General features: G+C 42.5%; 18 protein-coding genes. 10 read left to right on the top strand and 8 right to left on the bottom strand.

The genetic code is table 11. The features are described 5' to 3' along the window. Positions 1-321: 321 nt before the first annotated feature. Positions 322-813, bottom strand: coding sequence for a hypothetical protein (locus RMY27_RS31210; RefSeq protein WP_322668704.1), 492 nt, complete (start codon positions 811-813; stop codon positions 322-324). A gap of 204 nt (positions 814-1,017) precedes the next feature. Here RMY27_RS31210 and RMY27_RS31205 point away from each other — a divergent pair, with 204 nt between their 5' ends. Next, positions 1,018-2,886 carry a caspase family protein gene (locus RMY27_RS31205; protein WP_322668703.1) on the top strand — a complete coding sequence of 623 codons (1,869 nt, stop codon included), beginning with the start codon at positions 1,018-1,020 and terminating at the stop codon, positions 2,884-2,886. A gap of 103 nt (positions 2,887-2,989) precedes the next feature. Here the strand turns inward: RMY27_RS31205 and RMY27_RS31200 are convergent, their stop codons facing one another. After that, complete coding sequence (locus RMY27_RS31200) at positions 2,990-3,367, bottom strand: Mo-dependent nitrogenase C-terminal domain-containing protein (RefSeq protein WP_322668702.1); 378 nt, start codon at positions 3,365-3,367, stop codon at positions 2,990-2,992. 519 nt (positions 3,368-3,886) lie between these two features. Here RMY27_RS31200 and RMY27_RS31195 point away from each other — a divergent pair. Together RMY27_RS31195 and RMY27_RS31190 are read left to right on the top strand one after the other, a co-directional pair. Then, positions 3,887-4,348 (top strand): hypothetical protein, encoded by a 462-nt coding sequence (locus RMY27_RS31195; RefSeq protein WP_322668701.1) that lies wholly within the window; start codon positions 3,887-3,889, stop codon positions 4,346-4,348. Further along, a complete protein-coding gene (locus RMY27_RS31190) occupies positions 4,335-4,514 on the top strand; it encodes a hypothetical protein (protein ID WP_322668700.1) in 180 nt (59 codons plus the stop codon). Before RMY27_RS31195 ends, RMY27_RS31190 begins: the two co-directional genes overlap by 14 nt. 179 nt (positions 4,515-4,693) lie before the next feature. Here RMY27_RS31190 and RMY27_RS31185 read toward each other — a convergent pair whose 3' ends face one another. The 3 genes from RMY27_RS31185 to RMY27_RS31175 form a co-directional block, all read right to left on the bottom strand. Further along, positions 4,694-6,466, bottom strand: a complete 1,773-nt coding sequence (locus RMY27_RS31185) for a ribonuclease J (RefSeq protein ID WP_322668699.1) — start codon at positions 6,464-6,466, stop codon at positions 4,694-4,696. 281 nt (positions 6,467-6,747) lie between these two features. Continuing rightward, a complete protein-coding gene (dapA, locus tag RMY27_RS31180; protein ID WP_322668698.1) occupies positions 6,748-7,632 on the bottom strand; it encodes a 4-hydroxy-tetrahydrodipicolinate synthase in 885 nt (294 codons plus the stop codon). A gap of 218 nt (positions 7,633-7,850) precedes the next feature. Next, positions 7,851-8,888: an aspartate-semialdehyde dehydrogenase gene (locus RMY27_RS31175; protein ID WP_322668697.1), complete on the bottom strand. Its 1,038-nt coding sequence runs from the start codon at positions 8,886-8,888 to the stop codon at positions 7,851-7,853. An 887-nt stretch (positions 8,889-9,775) separates the two neighbouring features. Here RMY27_RS31175 and tig point away from each other — a divergent pair. Next, positions 9,776-11,221, top strand: a complete 1,446-nt coding sequence (gene tig, locus RMY27_RS31170) for a trigger factor (RefSeq protein ID WP_322668696.1) — start codon at positions 9,776-9,778, stop codon at positions 11,219-11,221. 37 nt (positions 11,222-11,258) lie between these two features. Here tig and RMY27_RS31165 read toward each other — a convergent pair whose 3' ends face one another. Then, the gene (locus tag RMY27_RS31165; RefSeq protein WP_322668695.1) at positions 11,259-11,450 is read right to left on the bottom strand and encodes a hypothetical protein; all 192 of its coding nucleotides are present in this window, start codon (positions 11,448-11,450) and stop codon (positions 11,259-11,261) included. Positions 11,451-11,546: 96 nt separating this feature from the next. On the opposite strand from RMY27_RS31165, the gene clpP reads away from it, so the two are divergent. The 3 genes from clpP to RMY27_RS31150 all read left to right on the top strand — a co-directional run bounded on the left by clpP (position 11,547) and on the right by RMY27_RS31150 (position 14,735). Next, positions 11,547-12,245 carry an ATP-dependent Clp endopeptidase proteolytic subunit ClpP gene (gene clpP / locus RMY27_RS31160; RefSeq protein WP_104905916.1) on the top strand — a complete coding sequence of 233 codons (699 nt, stop codon included), beginning with the start codon at positions 11,547-11,549 and terminating at the stop codon, positions 12,243-12,245. Between the two features lie 9 nt (positions 12,246-12,254). Continuing rightward, a complete protein-coding gene (gene clpX / locus RMY27_RS31155; protein ID WP_292775233.1) occupies positions 12,255-13,595 on the top strand; it encodes an ATP-dependent protease ATP-binding subunit ClpX in 1,341 nt (446 codons plus the stop codon). A gap of 234 nt (positions 13,596-13,829) precedes the next feature. Next, positions 13,830-14,735: an alpha/beta hydrolase gene (locus RMY27_RS31150; protein ID WP_322668694.1), complete on the top strand. Its 906-nt coding sequence runs from the start codon at positions 13,830-13,832 to the stop codon at positions 14,733-14,735. A 29-nt stretch (positions 14,736-14,764) separates the two neighbouring features. On the opposite strand, the gene RMY27_RS31145 is transcribed toward RMY27_RS31150, so the two are convergent. Both RMY27_RS31145 and RMY27_RS31140 read right to left on the bottom strand, forming a co-directional pair. After that, positions 14,765-15,964 (bottom strand): FAD-dependent monooxygenase, encoded by a 1,200-nt coding sequence (locus RMY27_RS31145; RefSeq protein WP_322668717.1) that lies wholly within the window; start codon positions 15,962-15,964, stop codon positions 14,765-14,767. Between the two features lie 54 nt (positions 15,965-16,018). After that, positions 16,019-17,002: a GntR family transcriptional regulator gene (locus RMY27_RS31140; protein WP_322668693.1), complete on the bottom strand. Its 984-nt coding sequence runs from the start codon at positions 17,000-17,002 to the stop codon at positions 16,019-16,021. Positions 17,003-17,300: 298 nt separating this feature from the next. On the opposite strand from RMY27_RS31140, the gene RMY27_RS31135 reads away from it, so the two are divergent. The 3 genes from RMY27_RS31135 to RMY27_RS31125 all read left to right on the top strand — a co-directional run bounded on the left by RMY27_RS31135 (position 17,301) and on the right by RMY27_RS31125 (position 20,737). Then, positions 17,301-18,041, top strand: coding sequence for a dienelactone hydrolase family protein (locus RMY27_RS31135; protein ID WP_322668692.1), 741 nt, complete (start codon positions 17,301-17,303; stop codon positions 18,039-18,041). 128 nt (positions 18,042-18,169) lie between these two features. After that, the gene (locus tag RMY27_RS31130) at positions 18,170-19,072 is read left to right on the top strand and encodes a S1 RNA-binding domain-containing protein (protein WP_322668691.1); all 903 of its coding nucleotides are present in this window, start codon (positions 18,170-18,172) and stop codon (positions 19,070-19,072) included. 576 nt (positions 19,073-19,648) lie between these two features. Further along, the gene (locus RMY27_RS31125) at positions 19,649-20,737 is read left to right on the top strand and encodes a fatty acid desaturase family protein (protein WP_322668690.1); all 1,089 of its coding nucleotides are present in this window, start codon (positions 19,649-19,651) and stop codon (positions 20,735-20,737) included. The last annotated feature ends 140 nt before the right edge of the window (positions 20,738-20,877 follow it).

Here is a 20,877-nt window from a genome sequence, read left to right as displayed (position 1 = left end):
CTTATTCTAGGCCATCCACTGACGCCAAAGACAACAGTTGAGTTAGGAATAAGTAAGTTGGGTTAAGAGTGACGCTAAGACGCAAGAACAGAAACAATAGACTTCTTGGCATTTGTCGGGGTAAAGGGGAAGGTGGGGCCCCAAGAAGGGGATAAGGGGCAGGGGAAAAGGGTAAAAAAACTCAAAATCCTTTCCCTTTAACATGCACCCTTTTCCCTAAGAGTGCAAAAATATATTTTTGCAAGAGGTCTAATGACTTTTTTTAAATCCCCCAAGGTTCCGAGCCAAGAAAGCTTTGGCTCGGACTTCAAGCTCAACCCGTCATTTTGGCGTTGACACAACGCTAGCTGCTGGAACTTGATTAGAGTTATTTTCAAAGAAAAGTAAAGATCGCGCAGTTTTGAAGTAAGTGGCCCAATTTTGAGCATCAGGGCGCGATCGCCATTGAGGACGACTGACATCTAATGTCAGGACTGGTGCGATCGCGCCATAATTTTGTACGGACACAATGATGGAAACATCTGTCACCAAGATATCTTGGTCGAAGCTCCTTTGAGCAGCTGCTCTAGCGACCGCTTCCGCTCTCCTGAGAACGGTTTCATAGTTTTCTTCTGGCAAGCGGTCAATTGCTAGATCGACTCTAGCGGTGTAAGCTCGCACAAGCTGCGGTGCAATCGCTTCCATCAAAAACCACGCAGGAACAGTAGATATGAGCAAAACTACTAAAGGAATTATCCGGATTCTTCTGGCAATTTGGCTAATAACTGAAAAGGGAGCGAGCGATGATGGTAGGTGAGCAGAAATTTTGCTCATGACCTTCTATCTCCTTAGTAATGATCTGTTATTGAAATTAGGTAAAGGTATTTTTCCGGCTAATTAACGTAATAAAAATTACATTCTAACTTAAGATTCAATCAGAATCACCTAGACTATAAGACATAGGTTAGCTTTGTTTGATTTGACAAAGCCAACCGCAATTTTAAGACCAGCAAACAACAATAACTGACAAAGAGCGGGATGGCAAATTACTGGGCGATCGCGATTGGTATCAATCAATATCAGTTATTTCAACCTTTAAGTTGTGCCCAAGCAGATGCTGAGGCACTAGAAGATTTTTTGGTGACAGAGGCAGGTTTTCTCCCCAAGCACTGTCTAGTGATGACAGATACTTCGCCGCCGATTGGGGATAGATCGACTTACCCGACGAAGGAGAATATTTTGTTGCTGCTTGAGGATTTGGCAGCAACAAGTTGGCAACCGGAAGACTATCTGTGGTTATTCTTTAGCGGCTATGGAGTCAATTACAAGGGCAAAGATTACTTAATGCCAGCAGAGGGCAACCCGGAACTGGTACAAGAGACCGGCATAGAATTGCGATCGCTAATGCAAAGTCTGCAACTTGCTGACCTCAATGTATTGCTACTACTCGATATCAACCGCGCTTTTGGCACTCAAGCAGATGCCCCTGTTGGCGAAGAAACAATAGAACTAGCCCAAGAACTACAACTGGCGACAATTCTTTCTTGCCAACCAGAGCAATTTTCCCATGAGAGTAGCGAACTAGGTCACGGATTCTTTACAGCAGCTTTGTTAGAAGCTTTACGTTCTGGTAATGGCAGCAACTTGGCAGATTTAGAAAGCTACCTAAGCCTGATCGTGCCAAAATTATGCCACCACCACTGGCGTCCTATCCAAAACCCTGCCACTATCATCCCATCAAGGCAGCAAATAATCTTGCCAAAATTGGCAATGGAAAGTGATGTTCAGCCAGAAGCGGTGATTTATCCAGAAGAATCCTTTGCTGTTGCCCTGGCAGCTCCTCCCCTCGACAATTACCCTAAAACTTCAGCAGTTCGGAAAGAAGTTAGTGTGAACTCCTCCCAACAGGTGAAAGGTAAAAAAGTCCAGGAATCAGGAGGCAGCTTAGTTTCCCAGCCAATGGCAGAAACTTCCTTGGGAGTGAATACCAGAGGAAGATTTATTCCTAATTCTTCCAAAGGTTACGTCTCGCGATTGCCAGCGAATCAGCCAAGCATCCCTTTTTGGAAACAGTTTATCTTGTGGAGCGGAGGCAGCTTGCTGGTAGCAGGTTTAATCGCCGTAGTTTTTCTACGGAATCAAGAAACTTTTAGAATTAAGCAAGTATCAAATGCATCACCGAATGCTTCTGTTAGCGATCGCCAGGTTGTCGAGAATTTACCAAGCGATGTCTACGACGGGCTACGCCTACGCACTCCACCAGTTAGACTCAACAACCAATCTAGCGCCCAAATAGCCTCTAGTTCTCAGTCAAAAAAGCGAAATCAAGCAGTACTAGACTTGGCAAAAATGTCGCTCAGACAAACTCAGGCTAGCGATTTGAGCATGGCGATCGCTACAGCCCGAAAAATTAAACCCGGTGAACCACTGTACGAACAAGCTCAAGAGAATATTAAGATTTGGAGCCAGATGATTTTAGATTTAGCAGAGGGTCGTGCTAAACAAAGACAGTATGCTAGCGCTATTGCTGCTGCTCGATTAATCACCAAAGATGAAGCCCCCTACGCGAAGGCACAAGCAGCAATTAACCTGTGGCGCTTAGAGGGTAAGCAGTATGTGAGTAACAAAACTCTTTTAGATGCAGCGAATGCCTTAATTAAGCCCGAACAGGCATCTACCTACAATCGGGCGATCGAAGTTGCCAAGAAAGTACCAGCAGGTCAACCAGGCTTCGATACTGCTCAAAAATCGATCAATAAATGGAGTGAGAAAATTTTAGACCTGGCAAAGCGTCGCGCCGCCGAAGGAGAACGTAAAGCCGCAATTGCCACCGCAGCTTTAGTGCCAGAGGAGACAGGCGCTTACGAAGATGCTCAAGATGCCATCCAAAAATGGCAAAAGAAATAGTAAAAAAATAGTAAAAAATATTTAGGAGTTAGGAGTTAGGAGTTATATTTTTAATTCACTACTCATAACTCCTCACTCATAACTTTAGCCTCAGCGCTCAGTATTAGCAGTACTGAGTTACATCTTCGCCACATTCGTCGGCTAGATAGCACAGCGCTCGGAAACGTAAACCAACCACTTCTTCATATAAGGGGTTGAGCTTGCACATGGGTGGGATGTGAAACAAGGTCTTGCCAAATAATTTGACATCGCGCTCAAAGGGGCACTGAGATGGAATCAGTTTGCATAAGCGGTGAGCTAGTTGGCGATCATGGACTTGAATATTTTCTACTCGTTGCCGTAGGGGTTGGAGAATATCCCAGTGAGGCTTGGAAGCAGAATGGTTTAACTGGGTTACTTTATCGTCACTAGTCTCTGCTTGATTGATTGATACCCAGCTAGCCAGAAAAATCTTTTTTGTGGTATTGTCGAATACCTTCATGGTTCACCCTCTGTGTTATTGAGGCTATTCACCTTTTTGATGAATATATACAACGTGGCAACGAACTTTCCCGGAAAAATCGCGTTCTGACTGCGATATAATGTAATACCTGATTAGCCACTTAAGTCAGAACCTAATTTATTACTACGTCAAGTTAATCGCAAATTTCTGGGGATCGGTAGTGTAATATTACGATCTTGTTCATAACTTGACACAGTTTAAATTTTAATAAAGACATCCATCATTGGATAGGTTTTAGTGTAACATTTACAGAACTTAATATAAGGTCTTTCTAAAAGAATTTTTGCTAAGTATAAACATCAGTAATACTCTAGAAGGCATTTTTCCTCTCCGTGTTCCCACTTTCTCACGTAAGTGTGTCCTGTTCATCGCTGGCTGAATAACGTAAAAGTAGTGATTTTTGATCGAGTAGAATCGATTGCATTTCACAAAACTTAGGTTGGCAGTGCGATTTGAGAATGATAGAGTCTGAAGCGTAAAAATCAGATGAACTTGCTTATGGGTGTTTCCGTACTCTACAGCGCAATTCCTCCTGACAGTACTCTATACGCACGCCTTCAAACTCAAAAGGCACTCAGCATCCTTGTAGTTTATCTTTTCCCCTACGGCTGCGGCATTTTCCGCTTTTTTGAAATTGAGCCTGAAGAGATTGACGAAATCCTGGAAGATGTTATCGAAACAGAACAAGAGACTTTTGGATCTGAGCTAGAAGCAAATCGGGTAATCGCACAATTGCGGTCTGAGTTAAGGCTTACTCGTCAAGCCTATCCAGGGATTGAAGATAGAACAGCAACACTAGAAAAATCATCTGCTGAGATCAAGGAACGTTTGTCGCAAGAGCTATCGAGAAGAAAGTTTGCGAATGCCGATGAGATTGTTGAAAAGCTCATGTTCGGAGATCAAACTTTTGCTCCAACTCTATTTGTCAGCAGAGGAGTCATTGGGATTGATATCCCGTGAGCTAGTCAGTCAAGGAGCAAGCATTTTACGACAGATCGATCCTGAAACACTGTTTGCAAGAGATGAAGGTCGGGAAGGATGGTATCTTGACCACTTTGAGCAGTGGAGAGATTTGTATCTTTCAGCAGACGATAAAAATGAAGAGATATTGGTTGGAGTTGCTTGAGGCGATCGCAATCTAACAAGTTAGATCGCCTCCAAGAACTATAGATAATTTCTATAACTATTACAAAAGAAAGCGCAAAGACGTTCAGAAAAATTCTGTGTCTTTGCGCCAATCGAAATTTGAGCCGTGAAAGCCACTGCTCAAACTTCTCTTTGTATGAGATTTTTACCTGAAATTCTCTATGATGCTACCTGAGCAGCAGTCCGAGTCCGTCGTCTTCTGCCATCAGCAACTTTCACAGGTGGTTCATCAGGGATTTGCATCAATAAAGTCACAGATGGCTGACATTGCAATTCCCGACGAATGGAACGTTGCAATTCTCGTTCTAAAGTTCCTTGCAATCCACCCCAGTCTATATCTGCTGCTTCACCTTCGCTAGGAGCAAATTCTGTCCACCGCACAGTGAGAATTTCTTCAATACGTTGTTTTACCCAGGTTTGCAGGAGCGATCGCTCTACACTTGTAACTACACCCCGGAGGTGAGTTTCTGGTTTTGCTAACAGTTTACCATTCCAATCAATGGCAGCTGCGATCGTGATAATGCCTTCTGAAGCCATGCGTTGCCGTTCTTGCAGCACTTTTGCACTTACCATCCCCGAACTAGTAGTATCCACCAATTCGATACCAGATGGCACTTTTCCAGCGACGCGAATGGCATCTTCTGTCAGTTCGACAATATCACCATTCTGAATAATGATCATATTTTCTGCGGGAATGCCCATACTCTGAGCCGTTTCTGCGTGCTTCACCAGCATTCGATGTTCGCCGTGAAATGGCACAAAGAATTTGGGTCGAGTTAAGGCAATCATCAGTTTTTGTTCTTCCTGACAGCCGTGACCGGAGACGTGAATTCCTTTATCTCGTCCATAGACCACTTTCGCACCTTGAATCATCAATTTATCAATGGTGTTGACTACGGCGATCGTATTTCCGGGAATTGGGTTAGCAGAGAATACTACCGTATCTCCTTGGCGGATTTTAATGTGAGGATGTTCTTGGTTGGCAATGCGGGTCATTGCTGCCATCAATTCACCCTGAGAACCTGTAGTTAAAATCAGTACTCTTTCATCGGGTAGATTGCGGACAGCGTGCAATGGTTGCAGCAGATTATCTTCACACTTGATGTAACCTAAATTGCGGGCATGAGCAATCAAGTTCAGCATGGAACGCCCGACAACTGTCACTACACGATTCTGCTTCTTGGCAATATCCAAAATCATGTTGATGCGATGGACGCTAGAAGCAAAGGTCGTGACAAATAATCGCCCAGGTGCTTGACTAAATACTCTCTCCAGGTTCGGATAAACTGAACGTTCTGAAGGTGTAAATCCTGGCACTTCAGCGTTAGTGGAATCGCTTAGTAAACAAAGAACGCCTTTTTCCCCATGTTCTGCTAGGCGTTGCAAGTCAAACTTTTCACCATCCACTGGGGTATGGTCAATTTTAAAATCCCCTGTGTGAATGACTACACCCAGGGGAGTATGAATGGCAACAGTGAAACTATCTGCAATGGAGTGGGTATTACGGATATATTCAACTAAAAAGTTTTTGCCAATCCGCACTACATCACGTGGTAGAACTGTTCTGATTTCTGTGCGATCGCGGACTCCTGCTTCTTCTAATTTACCCTCTAGCATTGCCATTGCTAGTCTGGGCCCATAAATCACCGGGATATCAAATTGCTTGAGATGAAAGGCAATACCGCCAATATGGTCTTCATGACCATGAGTAACAATCATCCCTTTAATTTTGTGGCGATTTTCCCGCAGATAGGTTGTATCTGGTAAAACAATATTGACTCCATGCATCGCCTCTGTGGGAAAAGCCAATCCTGCATCTAACAGGATTATTTCATCCTCATACTCAAAAAGACACGTATTTTTACCAATTTCATGTAAACCGCCCAAAGGAATAATTTTCAAGGCGGAATTATTAGCTTCGTTTTTAGCCATTTTCTCCTTAGATTGTTACTTGTGGTTAATTAAGTTGATAGTTAACGAACTTGTATTTAAGAAAACATCATCTGTCTCTTAAGTCAGTCCCAAAGCAATCAAGTTTTAATTGAAGATTTCAATTTTTTATTTAATAAAATCAACTGTAAAACTCAAGGATTCATAGTATATCTATCAGTCCTAGCACAGGTTTTTAAATTGCAACTTATGAACAATTATGATCGTTGTTTATATGTATCTTTGACAAGGAGGAGACTACCAGCATTTAAATAAGTTGGTGGTTAAATTAAACTAAGTTCTTTCAGAACCGCTTCTAATTTTTGACTGACTTCTAAATCAGCTTCACATAGCGGCGGACGAGTTGAACCAACCTCCCAACCTTGAAGTTGCAGTGCTTTTTTCACTGGAATGGGATTTGAAGTGAGAAATAAAGCTTTAAACAACGGAAATAGTTGGAGATGAATGTCGCTTGCTACCTCAACTTTTCCCGCCCTAAAAGCTTGAATCATCTGCTGTAGTTGGTTTCCTACCAGATGAGAAGCCACACTTACCACACCCCTTGCGCCGATCGCTAACAAGGGCAAAGTCATGTAATCATCACCAGAATAGATGTGGAATTCTTTTGATGTCAAGCGACGAATTTCGCTTGCCTGATCTATATTACCAGTGGATTCTTTAATCCCGACAATATTGCTAACCTCAGCTAACCGGGCAACTGTTTCTGGCTGAAGGTTTTGTCCGGTACGACCGGGGACATTATACAACAACAACGGCAAGTCGGGACAGGCTTGTGCTATTGCCTTAAAGTGCCCTTCCAATCCCGCTTGCGGCGGTTTATTGTAATAAGGAACAACTTGTAACGAACCATGTACTCCTATTTTAGACGCTTTTTGGGTGGCTGCGATCGCTTCTTTGGTGGAATTTGATCCACAACCTGCGATTACCTTGGCTTTTCCGGCCACAGACTGCAATACCTCGACAAACAACTGGTATTCCTCATCCCAACTTAGCGTCGGGGATTCTCCGGTTGTGCCGCACATCACCAATGTATCTGTACCGTTGTTAGCTAGATGCGCCGCCAGTTCTGCCGCTACATCATAATTGACACTACCATCTGCTTTAAATGGCGTAATCATAGCGGTTAAAACATTGCCAAAATCTCCCACCCTTTTTTCACTCCTGATTACCCATGTTTTTATATCTTGGTGGTTCTCTATTGTAATAACCTATCTGCAAATTGCTTTCAAGTGTCATTTTTACTTTGTCATTAGTCCTTTGTCACTTTACTAATGACCAATGACTAATGACTAATACAACTCTTGGAGAGGCTGCGCCCGAAGCGTAGCTATGCCGCAGGCTTTACGACTACGCTCAGTACAAGTGACTAATGACTAATAGCTAATGGTTTTAATAGATTTTTCTCTACTAACAACTCAGCGATTTGTACTGCATTCAATGCTGCGCCTTTGCGAATTTGGTCGCCACATAACCATAATTCCAAGCCACAAGGATGAGAAATATCCTGGCGAATTCTTCCCACTAAAACTTCATCTCGACCAGTTGCTTCAATTGGCATCGGAAAATGATTCGTTCCCCAATCTTCTAACAATTTTACTCCAGGAGAGGAATTTAAAATTTCTCTGGCTTCCTTCGCACTAAAGGGAGTCCCAAATTCTAAATTAATGGCTTCTGAGTGGGCGCGGAGTACGGGAACCCGTATACAGGTTGCAGTGATTCTGATTTGCTGCGTACCAAATATTTTTCGGGTTTCGTTGACCATTTTCATTTCTTCCTCACAATAACCCAAATCGTTTAATGGGGAGTTGTGCGGGAATAAATTAAATGCCAATGGGTAAGGCAATATCTCGGCAATCGGTGGCTGTCCTTGTAGTATAGCGCTTGTTTGGGTTTTGACTTCTGCCATTGCTCTAGCACCCGCACCACTAGCAGATTGGTAGGTTGCAGCGACGATGCGTTGCACTGGTTTAACTTTATGCAATGGCCAGACTGCCACAGCCATCAAAATCGTTGTACAGTTGGGGTTAGCGATAATGCCTTGATGATGCGCTGCGGCTTGGGGATTCACCTCTGGAACTATTAAGGGAACTTCCGGGTTCATCCGAAAGGCACTGGAGTTGTCAATTACCACTGCGCCCTTTTCTACAGCAACTGCTGCCCAAGTTTTAGATGTGGAACCGCCTGCACTAGCTAGTACTATATCGACATTTTCAAAGGCGCGATCGCTCACTGCTTCTATTGGTATATTTTCACCTTTAAATCGCAGCGATCGCCCAACACTGCGCTCTGATGCCAATAACTTCAAGTCAGCAACCGGAAAATTACGACTTTCTAATAATTCCAGCAACTCTGTGCCTACTGCACCAGTAGCTCCTAAAATAGCTAAACGATAGGATTTCGACAAACTTGCTTCCTCCTTATAAGAGAATTAATCTGCAATTTCTTGGAACAATTGACAATTTAGTTATATTTAAATAGCGATCGCAGTCTGGAAATACATTTTTAATAGATTTATATTTTCTCTAATTTAGTCTATCTTTAATATATTTAATACATTTATTTTTTTAATTGTTTAATTAAGTTAAGTGATGTTGCATTTCCAAATAACGATGATTTATTTTCTTAATCGATATTAACTACTATAAATATCTATTATACAACAAACCGCCATTTATCAGAAGAACGGAGATATCTGCACTTAGGCGTTTAACTGAGCATCCTACGTGTAAAAAAACAAATGTAATGGTTGCAAACTTGCTTACCAATATGATGAATATACTAGGATCTAAATCCATAAAGCCAGCACAACTGAAAATTTAGCTATGCGGTTAAGTAAAAGATGCGCTCTCGTACCACACACAACTTAATAATAGCTAGATAATAGCTAGACTCAATACTATAACTTTAACCTGGGGGTACTAACCACTCTTTGAGAACCAGGATATCACGGCATTAGCCCACTGAATAATTAATTCCTAAGTTTTAGAGTCAGAGGGGAGTCGGGAGTGCAGGAATAATGAGGTAGCAGGGAAAGCAAGGTAAAGATGGAGAATAACCAATGCCCAATGCCCCATTAACCAATTTGTTATGAAGGTAAAATGTCAAGTCCTTGATAATTGGCAGTAAACTGGATCTTTGCCCCAGGACAAACATCCATACCTTGGATGTCACAAAACCTTTTGGCAAACTCCCATTACCCCTAAGAGACATCAAGCCATAAACGCAAACAATTATTTTATTGCGTTTTATGTGTACTCGGAGTATAAAATACCAGAAAACTAGAGACAAAGCATGAAAGTTACCCAGGAAAAACTTCCCGCCAGCCAAATTGGCCTGGAAATAGAGATTACGCCGGAAATTACCAAGCAAACTTACGAACAGGTCATTAAAAACTTAGCGAGTACTGCCAATATTCCTGGGTTTCGTAAAGGCAAGGTGCCTCGGCCGATATTGCTACAACGGCTGGGTACAACTCGAATCAAGGCAGCGGCGCTGGAAGAACTAATTCAAGATGGTATTGAGCAAGCAGTCAAACAAGAAGCCATCCCAGCAATCGGTCAGCCGCAATTGCGCTCCTCTTTCGAGGATTTGATTAATAATTATGAACCTGGGAAACCCCTAACGATTTCGGCTGCGGTGGATGTAGAACCAGAAGTGAATCTAGTGCAGTACACTGATTTGCAAGCCAAGGCCGAAGAAGTCAAGTTCGATCCAGAGCAAGTGGAGAGCACGTTGGATAAGGAACGTCAAGAATTGGCGACATTGATTCCTGTGGAAGGACGTGCAGCCCAAATTGGCGATATTGCCGTAGTCGATTTTAAAGGTTCATTCGCCAGAGCTGAGGGCGAGGACGAAACAGCTGAACTAGAACCGATTCCCGGAGCCGAAGCAACTGATTTTCAAGTTGAGTTGCAGGAAGATAAGTTTATTCCAGGCTTCATTTCGGGAATAGTGGGGATGAATCCTGAAGAAACCAAAGAAATTGCAGCGCAGTTCCCAGATCCGTATGCTAATGAAGAATTAGCTGGAAAAGCGGCAACTTTCACCGTGACGCTCAAAGAATTAAAGGAAAAGGAGCTACCAGAAGTAAATGACGATTTAGCCCAGGAAATCAGCGATTTTGAAACTTTAGAGGAGTTACGTGCTTCTTTGGTCGAACGATATCAAAAAGAGGCAGACGACAAAACAAAAACCAATAAGCAGGAAGCCTTGTTAGCGGAACTGCTCAAGCACGTAGAAGTTGACTTACCAGCAACTTTGATTGAGCAAGAAGTGGATGCAATGCTAACGCAAACAGCAATCCGCCTGTCTCAGCAGGGATTGGATGTGAGAAAGCTGTTTACTCAAGATATTATTCCTCAATTGCGGGAGCGATCGCGTACTGAAGCAATTGAACGCATCAAACGCTCCTTATCCTTACGAGAAATCGGCAAACGCGAATCTATCGAGGTAACACCAGAAGAAATCGCAGCCAGAGTCACAGAACTTTTGGAACAGTACTCGGAGGAACAGGACGTTGATGAAGATAAACTGCGCTCAATCGTGGAAAACGAACTGTTAACCGAAAAAATCATTGATTGGCTCTTAGAACACTCATCAGTTGAACTTGTACCGGAAGGTTCATTGAGTACTGCGGAGGAAACGGAAGACGCAGAATCAGATGCTGATGCTGATGCTGATGCACCTCAGACTGAGGAAGAAAACAGCGAAACTTCTACAGAAGTCACAGAAGGATAATAAAAAATCCCACAACCATGAGTTCACCAGTTCTGAGTTAAAGTACTGGTGAAATGGGTAAGGTAAGGGAGACGAAGAAGTAGGGAGAGAAATAACCAATGCCCAATGCCCAATGACTCAGGGATGAAGTCAAAATAATTAAAGAATTAATGAATTTTCGGCAAATAGTGACACCGATTATCACTTGAGCTTGATACTGTGTTACACGAGAGGAAATTATATGAGGCATAATGGTTAACACGTAGCTTATAAAAATTCCATTCGTTGAAAAGGCAGCATCCGCTGCTGAAACATTTGTCCTAAATAATTCTCAAAGAAAGCTTGTATGCTTGAATCGCAGTCGGGAAATTCCCCAATCAGCAACTTAAGTCGAATAAACATTAACTCCCAGTTAAGCAGCCCTAGCAACATCGTGCCGATGGTGATAGAGCAATCTGGCATGGGAGAAAGAGCTTTCGACATCTACTCCCGCCTGCTGCGAGAGCGGATTATCTTTTTAGGAACGCCAATAGACGATGCCGTAGCCAACTCAATTGTGGCTCAATTGTTATTCCTAGACGCCGAAGACTCAGAAAAAGACATCCAATTGTATGTTAATTCTCCTGGCGGCTCCGTCTACGCAGGGATGGCAATCTATGATACAATACAGCAAATTCGCCCTGATGTTGTTACCATCTGTTTTGGATTAGCCGCGAGCATGGGGGCATTTTTGTTGACAGCAGGGGCTGCCGGTAAGCGAATGTCTCTGCCCGACTCCCGAATTATGATTCACCAACCACTTGGTGGCGCTCAAGGTCAAGCCATTGACATTGAAATTCAAGCCAGAGAAATTCTTTACGTTAAGGCTAAGTTGAATCAGCTAATGGCTCACCATACTGGTCAACCCTTAGAAAGAATAGAAGCAGATACTGAGCGCGACTTTTTTATGTCGGCAGAAGAGGCAAAAAACTACGGTTTGATTGATCAGGTCATTTCCAGGCAAAATCTTCCCGTAGCAGGGGAAAACGTCACCATTCTGAAATAAGAGGCTGGTATGTCTAAGTACGACTCCCATTTGAAATGTTCATTTTGTGGCAAGTCTCAAGAGCAGGTGCGTAAATTAATCGCAGGGCCGGGAGTCTACATCTGCGATGAATGCGTTGACTTGTGTAATGAAATACTAGACGAGGAGTTACTCGATACTAATGGTGCGGCAGCACAACCAGCACCAAGAGCAGAGCCACCTGAAAAACGGCGTACTCACTCTGCTAGTATTTCGTTTAATCAAATACCCAAGCCAAGAGAGATTAAAAAGTATCTAGACGAGCACGTCATTGGTCAAGACGAAGCGAAGAAAGTTCTGTCAGTAGCTGTTTACAATCACTATAAGCGGCTGGCAGTCATTCAATCTAAAGCTAGTGGCAAACCTGGTGCGGATGACGCTATAGAACTGCAAAAGTCCAATATCTTGTTAATCGGCCCGACTGGTTGTGGCAAAACTCTCTTAGCGCAAACTCTAGCGAAAATCCTGGATGTACCCTTTGCCGTAGCCGATGCGACGACACTGACGGAAGCAGGGTATGTGGGAGAAGATGTGGAAAATATCTTGCTGCGACTGTTGCAGGTGGCAGATTTGGATATAGAAGAAGCGCAACGGGGAATTATTTACATTGACGAAATTGACAAAATTGCTCGTAAGAGCGAGAACACATCAATTACCCGTGATGTTTCTGGCGAAGGCGTGCAGCAAGCCTTGCTGAAAATGTTAGAGGGAACGATCGCTAACGTACCACCCCAAGGAGGACGCAAGCATCCTTATCAAGACTGCATCCAGATTGATACAAGTAATATTTTGTTCGTCTGTGGTGGTGCCTTCGTAGGCTTAGAAAAAATTGTAGATCAGAGAGTTGGCAAAAAAGCAATCGGCTTTGTGCAACCGGGAGAAGGCCAATCGAAGGAAAAACGAGCAGCAGACACGCTTCGCCATCTAGAACCGGATGATTTAGTAAAATTTGGCCTGATTCCAGAATTTATTGGGCGGATGCCAATGGTAGCAGTAGTAGATCCGCTAGATGAAGAAGCACTGATGGCGATTCTTACTCAACCACGCAGCGCGCTAGTGAAGCAGTACCAAAAACTGCTGAAAATGGATAATGTCCAGCTAGATTTTAAAGCAGATGCTTTACGAGCGATCGCTCAAGAAGCTTACCGCCGTAAAACTGGTGCGAGAGCATTACGTGGTATTGTTGAAGAATTAATGCTGGATGTAATGTATGAGTTACCATCCCGTAAGGATGTGACACGCTGTACAGTAACACGGGAGATGGTCGAGAAGCGATCGACTGCCGAACTGATAATACATCCGTCTTCACTACCGAAGCCAGAATCAGCTTAATAGTCATTAGTCACTTGTACTGAGTTTCGACTGCGCGGTAATCGAGCGACTTGCACTGAGCGGCGTCGAAGTGAGTCGAGATTCAACTACCGCGTAGTCATTGGCGTGGTAACAGAGCGTAGTCGAAGTGTAGCCTCTCCAAGAGTTGTATTGGTCATTAGTCATTGGTCAAAAAATAAGGAATAATAACCATATACCAGGGACTAATGACAACTGACAAAGGACAAATGACTAATGCCTTATATTAATGTTCGTGGCGTTGAGCATTACTACGAATGGGTGAAAAAACCATCCGGTTCTCTGGTAAAACCAGTGATGGTTTTCATGCATGGTTGGGCTGGTTCGGCTAGATATTGGAAAAATACTGCTGATGCTTTATCAGAGCAATTTGATTGTTTACTCTACGATATGCGGGGATTTGGCCGTTCTGGTGGGAAGCCAACCATCACTCAAGCAAGTGAAGCTGTTGCTGAATCTGATTCCCCACAGGAAGAATCAGAGGCAATTAAAGAGTTAACCTATGAATTAGAGGAATACGCTGATGATTTGGCAGCTTTGTTAAATGGGTTGCATCTCCAGCGTGTTTATATCAATGCTCATTCGATGGGCGCTTCTGTTGCCACTTTATTTTTTAACCGCTATCCCGAACGAGTAGAACGAGGAATTTTAACTTGTAGCGGCATTTTTGAGTACGACGAAAAATCTTTTAGTGCTTTTCATAAATTTGGTGGCTATGTAGTTAAATTCCGTCCCAAATGGTTAAGCAAAATCCCATTTGTTGACCGGATGTTTATGGCCAGATTTCTGCATAGTTCCATACCACATTCTGAACGGCAAGCTTTTTTGGAAGATTTTCTCGAAGCAGATTACGATGCGGCTTTAGGAACAATTTTTACTTCAGTCAGTAAGGCTCAATCTGAAGTGATGCCGCAAGAGTTTGCCAAACTGATAGTGCCGACTCTACTCGTGGCGGGGGAGTATGACAAAATTATTCCAGCCGAGATGGGGCGTCAAGCGGCTGCATTGAATGATAAAGTTAAATTTGTGATGATTCGTAACACAGCGCATTTCCCAATGTTGGAAGATGCACCAACTTATATGCAACAGGTACAAGAGTTTTTGCAAATTAACACCCCATAACCACAAGTAGGATAATTAAGAACGGTTTTTTAGACAGTTAAGTGTACCTGTGTGATACCTTGACGCATTTTGTATTGTCGCTTTAACCAAGACTTTTTAATTATTTTACGGAGCAAGGGAGCAAGTTGAATTAACAGCGATCGCAGCAGTGCATTTTTTCGCAGTAATTCACCTTGTTTAGCTTCTTCTAACTGGAGTTGCTGGGCGCGGATAATTTCTGGCTGACGTTCTGCTTGGATGTGCAATAGTGCCATGTCAATATCCTGGTGTCCAGCTTCTTTTTGCAAAAGTGGCACAAGATGATTAGCAGCGACAATCACATCACGGAATGCGAGATTAATTCCTTGGGCACGGACGGGAGACATTGGGTGTGCAGCATCACCTAGAAGTAATACCCCTGGTGCGTGCCATTGTGGACAATAACCAACCACAACAGAGAGCCTAATGGGGGATTCGATGGTGCCTGCATGATTACGGAAATGCTCTGCTAGCCATGAGGGGGATAGTGAGGCAAAAATCTCTGCCCAGTTGGCTTGTTTGGAATCAGTATTTTCGGTTGCCGACATCACCCAAGCTAGATGTAGTTTTCCTGATTCTGCTCCGTGAAAGATGGTAAATACGCGATCGCCATTTACAATAGTACGAAACACATTATCGGCTGCAAACTCAGGACTCGCGGCAAGTTTAAACCAGAGAATATCAATATTTTTAGGCTGACGTACCAATTCCAATCCTATACGTTGGCGCACAAGAGAATTTCGACCATCTGCCCCAATCACTAAGTCAGCAGTAAATTCTCTCCCATCGCTCAGTACTACACCTGCGACACGTTGGTTACTCCACAGTAAATCTTTGACTGGAACACCTTGGATAAATTCAAATCCATCATTGGTTTGAGCTGACGAAATCAGTGCTTTTAGTAGTGGTGGTTGTGAAACCAGTGTACAGGGTTGGGTTGCTCCCATTGGTTCATCAACTCGAAACAACTGCTTGTCCCCGATAATGAATTCCCACGCGTCGAGTTGCCGATGGGGAATATGTTCCAACAAGGCTGATATACCCATTTCCTCTAAAGCTTCTAAGCCACTGGGCATTAATCCTTCACCGCGAAATACACGATGAAAGTCTTTTGCTGCTTCAATTAACGTTACAGCAATACCACGTTTTACAAGGAGCAGGGCAAGGGTTACACCTGTTGGGCCTGCGCCCACAATCACAATCTGCACTATCCCATCCCTCCTCTATTAGTTGCTCTCAAAGATGTTGGTAGAATTATCTTGAGATTAACTTAAACCCAGTTCTCGTTTTAGTAAATTAATCGAGTTAGCGCCGATATAATTTTCAACCTTAATCAGCTTTGGTGGACGAATAATATCTTCATCAGATGCTTGCACGGCTGCTTGCACTGCCGCAAAACTAGCTTGGTCACTGATGATGACCTCAGCCCGTTTAACCATAGCCTGAAGTTTATAGGCATCTTTTGGCTGGGAAGTCATTACCAGTAGTTCATCGCCCCGCAAGCCGTGGAGGATGACTTCTGCGGCTCGTGCAATCCCGGAACTGAGGCTAACTATCCCAACACAGTTTTCTTTTGGTAGGGTTTTCAAGAGGTTGAGTTCCTTGCTGTAGTCGTAGATATCGAGAGGAATTACCCGTGCAGCTTTTGGAGCTGCGATCGCTTCCACATTACTGATAAAATACCGACTGGTGACTACTGTCGCAGAGGTAGTTTTATCTAATACAGCAGTTAATTCTTCCATTGCTACCAATTGCACTGGAATTTTTAGCGATCGCTCTAATTCATACACCATCAACTCACCAGCACCTATATCATAAGATGGTACTGCAACCAGTACCCGCGCACTACAACGCAAGCGCCAGTCAATTTCCGCTAAAAATAACTCTCTAGCTTGGTTCAGCGTACATCCTTGAGAGAGCAGTTCGTCAAGTGCTTGCTGGACAACTTGATATGCATCAGGATTTTGTTTGAGAATTGGTGATTGCAGTCTACTACCGCCCTCATGACCTTGGGCACGAACATAAATACCCGAACCAGCCATACTTTCAACAAACCCGTCTTCCTCTAGTTGACGGTAAACCTTACTTATGGTATTTCGGTGTAAGCCCGTTTGCATTGCCAGCGCCCGTGTGCTTGGTAATTTGTAAGCAGGGGGATATTGCCGAGAAGCGATCGCAAATCGGATTTGATTAAACAGCTGGGTTGATGCGGGAATTTCGCTGTCTGGCTGAATACGGAATTGAATCATCACCAAACCTCCTGAATACTAAGTGCTAATGAGTGCTGAGTGCTGAGTTCTGAGTGCTGAGTTTTGAGTATTAAGTGTTGCTTTTATACTCAACATTTTTAACTCAGCCCTCCTTTTGTGACCAGCTACATTTGCTACATCTCAAATATGTTTATTTGCATATAAAGTTTTTCTGATACAAATTTCTAATGCACTCACTATTGGTTATTGATAATTTAATTAGAAAAAAGCTAGGCATACTGGCATAGTTATATCAAATAAACACACGGCTAATCACATAGCACTGGTAAAAATTATTATGACAGAGCAAGCAACAAGTACTACAACGATTAATCTTTTGCAAGATAATATTCAAGTGTCTGCTTATCTAGCAGAACCAAAAGAACCTGGCTCTTATCCAGGAGTCGTAGTATTACAAGAGATTTTTGGTATCAACCTTCACATTCGGGAAGTTACAGAACGGATTGCCCAACTTGGGTATGTAGCGATCGCACCTGCACTTTTTCAACGGATTGCTCCTGGCTTTGAAACCGGATACACACCTGAAGATATTGAAACGGGCAGAAGTTACGCCATGCAAACTCAAGCCTCAGAGTTATTGAGCGATATTCAACTAGCAATTGACTACCTCAAAAATCTGCCCCAAGTGAAAAAAGATGGTTTTGGCTGTATTGGCTTCTGCTTTGGCGGTCATGTCGCATATCTTGCAGCCACCTTGCCAGATATTAAGGCTACGGCTTCCTTCTACGGTGCTGGAATTACCACTCGCACACCGGGAGGCGGCGCTCCTACTGTCACCCGCACCGAAGAGATAACAGGTACTCTTTATACCTTTTTTGGTGCAGAAGATGCTAGCATTCCAGGCGAACAAGTAGATGAGATTGCAACAGAGTTAGAAAAATATAAAATTCCTCATCGTGTGTTTCGCTACGATGGAGCTGATCACGGATTTTTCTGTAACCACCGTGCCAGTTATAATCCTAAAGCTGCGGCCGATGCTTGGGAGCAAGTAAAACAACTCTTTGGTCAACTAAACTGAAGCATACGCAGCCAAGTTCGTCATTGGTCATTGGTCATTGGTGAATAACAAAGGACAAATGACAAATGACAAATGACAATCTAAACTTCAGTTGCACCATATCAAATAACAACTAATCTTCAAAAGTCATGAATTCCGAATCGAAACTTTCTCAAACAGCCAATTCGCCCTTTACAATGGACGATTTTGCCAAAGCACTAGAAAAACACGACTACCAATTTCAAAAGGGACAGCTTGTAAGTGGCAAAGTTTTCCAACTTGACCATGATGGAGCTTATGTGGATATTGGTGGTAAGTCGTCAGCTTTTCTGCCGCGCGATGAGGCTTCTTTGAGAGCAGTTACCGATTTATCGGAAGTGCTGCCATTGCAAGAGGAAATGCAGTTTTTGATTATCCGAGATCAAGATGCAGAAGGGCAAGTCACCCTTTCTCGAAAGCAGTTGGAAATTCAGCACATCTGGGAACGACTGACCGAAATGCAGGAAAATGCTCAAACTGTGCAAGTACGAGTTATGGGTGTGAATAAAGGTGGTGTCACCGTTGATATTCTTTCTTTGCGGGGATTTATTCCGCGATCGCATCTGGCAGAGCGTGATAATTTAGAAGCACTCAAAGGTCAAAATCTGACTGTGGGTTTTTTGGAAATTAATAAAAATACCAACAAACTCATCCTTTCTCAACGTTTAGCAACTCGTTCTAGCAACTTCAGCTTATTAGAATTAGGTCAACTGGTAGAAGGTAAAGTTACTGGCATCAAACCTTTTGGTGTTTTTGTCGATTTAAGTGGCATGAGCGCCTTACTTCATATCAAGCAGGTAAGCCAGAAATTTATTGATTCTTTAGAAAAAGTATTTCAAGTTGGTCAGCCAATTAAAGCTGTAATTATTGACTTGGATGAAGGTAAAGGACGGGTTGCTCTTTCTACCAGAGTTTTGGAAAACTTTCCTGGCGAAGTGCTAGAAAATTTTGATGAGGTTATGGCTTCAGCTGAGGCGCGTGCTAATAGAGCTAATAACAAAGCGTCTGAGTAGTTTTGAGGTGGGCTGCTTGCACAAACTATAAATAGTGCGTAAGTGTAGCCCGTCCTAGACATCGCACTTGCGGTATGTAGGATTAATCGGTGAATATTGCCCAAAAATTGATCAAAAATCCAAATTGTGGGTTATTTTATTACTCCCCCTGCATCTATGAAGATGTGGGGGGATTGAAATTGGTAAAACCTTTAATGAACTTTTTTTAGTAATTTTTCAAGCTAGTATCGAGGGTTTTTAGTAAGCACTTTAGTGATTAGAAAATAAAGACTAAAGCTATTACTAAAAAATTATTACTTACCAAGATAAAATTGACATCATAATAGCCTCTAGCTAGTAATTTGGGTAAAACAATAATTTTAGTCAGCTTCAGAGAACTTTCATTTTGAACCACAGAATTTATTCTGAGTAAGACGTGTAAACAATGCCAAAACTATGCAAAAGGTCTACCGCAAAAATATTGTGTGTTACGATTTAGATGCTTACCTACTTGTGAATTTAATTATTCCAGTTGCAAAATGCTACGATTTACCGCAAAACTTTACCCAGTGAAATTATCTAACTGAAAAATTATTTATGAATGTTAGTACCGATCAAACACTAATTCACCAGAAGATATATGCGAAAGAATTACGTTCCCTAATGCCACCTGAAGCATTTCGCCCCGATCCAAGTAAGTTAATTATCTTGTTCATTAATCTGGCAATTTTGATATTAGGTTGGATGATAGCGGCGCGGTTAGATTATTGGTCGCCATACCTTTTGTGGCTTTATGTGCCTTTAAGCATAATTATGGGCAATAGCGTCGTCGTCTTACTATTTAGCACCCACGATTTGATGCATGGTAGTGTAATTAAAAATCCGCGGTTAATTTATATAATTAGCTTTATAGGACTAACAATGTTGTGGATGCCACCAACATTATGGAAAGCAGTTCATAATCGAGTACATCATAATCACACTAATGATTTAGGCGACCCAGATCGTAATTACTTATATGAACAATCTTCAACCTGGGGAAAATGGATTCAGGATTTATTTGTACCTTCAACTGAAGTCAATCCTATATGGTTCATAGTGGGATTGACTTCTGCTTGGGGAGTACATACTTTTCGCAATCTGACATCTGTGCTGTTTTTCAATCATAAATCCGTCGATTATGTTCCTGCTGCATTTACAGTCAGTCCTAAAGATCGTCGAGCGATCGCAGGGGAATTATTGATGATGATCGTGATTCATCTAAGTATCCTCATCTATCTCCAATTTGACCCCATAAAGCTGATACTTGGTTACTTTTTACCGATTGCGATTGGTTATGCTGGAATAATTTTTTATATTTATACAAATCATTTACTTTGTCCGATGACCAACGTTAATGACCCCCTAATTAATAGTATGTCTCTCCGGGTTTACAAAATATTTGACTTGTTGCATTTCAATTTTTCTCACCACACTGAACATCATATTTTTCCAGGAATGAACTCGAACTATTATGTTATAGTTAGGGATTTGTTAGAAACTCAATATTCTGAAAACTTTAACTTATTGGATGCTGGAGAAGCTTGGCATTTGCTGCTGAAAACTCCCCGGCATTATAGAGATGAAAATACTCTTACAGATTGGTCAGGAGAAAAGTCTGTCCCCTGCCCTACAAGCGACAATTAAAAAGCTGACTTTTCATGCTATCTAGAAAATCTCTCTCGTGAAAGGAGAGAGACTTTGAATTTTCCACCTTAATCCCCCCTTTACCAGGCAGGGCTGTTTCATTCCATAAGGAAAAGAAGTTTGTCAATATCATTAGAGAG

Origin of the sequence: Nostoc sp. DedQUE09, assembly GCF_034530915.1 — a bacterium.
Lineage (GTDB): Bacteria > Cyanobacteriota > Cyanobacteriia > Cyanobacteriales > Nostocaceae > Nostoc.
Note: the sequence above shows the minus strand (reverse complement) of the source record. Positions and strands in the feature narration are given on the sequence as shown.